Source organism: Parapedobacter flavus, assembly GCF_035818675.1.
Taxonomy (GTDB): domain Bacteria; phylum Bacteroidota; class Bacteroidia; order Sphingobacteriales; family Sphingobacteriaceae; genus Parapedobacter; species Parapedobacter flavus.
Genome location: NZ_JAYKZZ010000055.1, coordinates 1 through 2174, shown reverse-complemented (window position 1 = coordinate 2174; position 2174 = coordinate 1). Strand labels below are relative to the sequence as shown.

The following is a 2174-nucleotide window of genomic DNA, read 5'->3' as shown; positions in this document are numbered from 1 at the left end:
GAACCTGGAAGGGGAAACAACATTGTTTGGGCAAATGCTTGTGGGACAGACGGAAGGAAGTTCGGGTTCGGGAAGTTCCGGTTCAGGAAGTTCCGGATCCGGAAGTAGCGGGACTTCTGATGGCTCTGGTGGTAGCGGCGGTTCTGGTAACAACGACAACAAAAAACGAGAAACGCTCACTGGTCAACAATTATTTGTTACCAAGATTACGGGACAGGCAGCTATTAATGCAGGAATAGTAAAAGGAATGTTGGTTGATTTTGAAATGACTGCAGAAATAGCGGCATCCATTGAAACTGAACTTTTAGATGCGTATACTATTAGATGTCATAATAATGGAACTGTATCTTGTCTGGAATTAGAATGGACAGTGTGTGCATCGGGAGGATGTCCACCTGCGGGTTGGGAAGGATAAGTGGTTTTACGGTAAAAATAAAATTATAAAGCGTATATGATGAAATACCGAGTGCCGTTCGTTATCGCAACCGCGTCGATATGGCTTATTAGCTGTTCTCGCTCACCAGAACAGCAAGTTGAAGTATTTGAGCCTGAATATCACATTAAAAATCATGTTTATGTAGACAGCATAAAGTCGGAGGACCTGATCGAGAATTTTGAATACATCTCGTTAGAGACCAGAGACGATTGTTTGGTTGGGAAAGTGGATGACCTACAGATTGTCGACGATAAACTATATATCGTCTCGGACGATCGGGTGCTCGTTTTTGACTTCGATGGGAAGCTTATTTTTAAAATCGATCAAATCGGCCGTGGGCCTGCAGAATACCAACGGATTGACAATATATCGATTGATGATGGAACGTTGTTCCTATACGATAATACCCAGTATGGGGTGTTAGGTTTTGACGCGAGTACTGGCGGGTATTTGTTTACCAAGAAGCTGGAATATTCAGTGCGCCAGGCGATCGTACGTGACGGTCTGGTCTACTCGGACCGGGGCGGTATCGGAAACCCCTATATCTCGAACGATGACCGGCTGTTAATCGGCCGCTTTGGAGAACCGGAGAAGATCCGTTCTTTCTTCTCGCAATCCAAAACGGTCGTGCAAAGCAACTGTTATATGGATGTTTATGATGGCGAGATGTATTGGATTGATCCGCTGTTGAATAAAGTGTTTAAAGTCGACGGGGACGGGGTGAGAAGCTACTTGTTTTATGATTTCGGTACCGATAATGCCACTGCCGATTTACCTAAGGATGCCCCCCTTTCGCAACTAAGTAAGCGTAATATGAAATTTAATATTGCAAATATCTGTGAAACGGGCGATTATGTGTTTTCCACCATGATATCTGGAAGTGAGATGGTCTATATGAGATTTGATAAGGACCAACAGGTCAACTACGTTTACAAGAATATTTCCAAGCCGTTTTATCAAACACTCCCCATAGCGGAGACTGTATATGAGAACCGGTCTTACAAGGTAGTGCCTAGTTGGTTGGTGATGTTTATGAAATATAATATGGCAGAAAAGGGGTTCCAACTCGATGCTGATCACCGAGATTATGGTATTTATAAAGCGGTTTTGGAACGGACAGACAGCGATAATCCACTGATAGCCCGCTTCGATTTGAAACGTTGATGGTTTTGTTGGTATTCTTAAGGGGAGAGAAATAAGCTCTATTTTGGTAAGGGTCATTTTAGCTTTTTTGATTGGTGGCGCGTATTGGGCCCTCTGCGCATGCAGTTCGGAAAAACCACGATTCGACGATGGGGAAGTGATCGCTACGGACAGTATTCCCGTAATCGAGATTTCCACGGACGAGAACCTCGGGCCATTCGATATCGACACATTGATCGATCTTCATACGCTGGAAATTGTCCCACTGGAAACGGACGACCAAGCGAAAGTTTGGTTACAACACGGAGGAGAGCGAACTACGGTTCACAACCACCCACAGTCTTTTTTACACTTACCGTGATACGGTGCGTTTTTTTGAGCGCTTCATCCCGGTGGTCTACAATGTTAGCCAGAAAGGCCTTTCGCCCCGGCTTGCCTTTGATTTCGGTGAGGGGCAGCGGGGGCCTTACTACGTAAACAATATGGGGCGCTACATCCAGACAAGTGAGACCGATAAGGGATTTGTCTGTCTATCCGAGATATTCGAAAGTATAATTCCCCCCGAAAACAGGACAGCAGTTTAAGTTAGATTTTT

Annotated in this window: 3 protein-coding genes; all 3 read left to right on the top strand. The window is 44.8% G+C overall.

The window, feature by feature from the left end:
- Positions 1–415 (top strand): hypothetical protein (locus tag U9S71_RS20820; protein ID WP_326329787.1); only part of this gene is annotated, 415 nt, incomplete at its 5' end.
- A 36-nt stretch (positions 416–451) separates the two neighbouring features.
- A complete protein-coding gene (locus U9S71_RS20815) occupies positions 452–1600 on the top strand; it encodes a DUF4934 domain-containing protein (protein WP_326329785.1) in 1149 nt (382 codons plus the stop codon).
- A gap of 43 nt (positions 1601–1643) precedes the next feature.
- Complete coding sequence (locus U9S71_RS20810) at positions 1644–1940, top strand: hypothetical protein (RefSeq protein WP_326329783.1); 297 nt, start codon at positions 1644–1646, stop codon at positions 1938–1940.
- Positions 1941–2174 lie beyond the last annotated feature (234 nt).

Bases quoted from the DNA above. Each gene is read 5' to 3' on its own strand.
- U9S71_RS20815 (WP_326329785.1), top strand. From the start codon at position 452: ATGATGAAATACCGAGTGCCGTTCGTTATCGCAACCGCGTCGATATGG.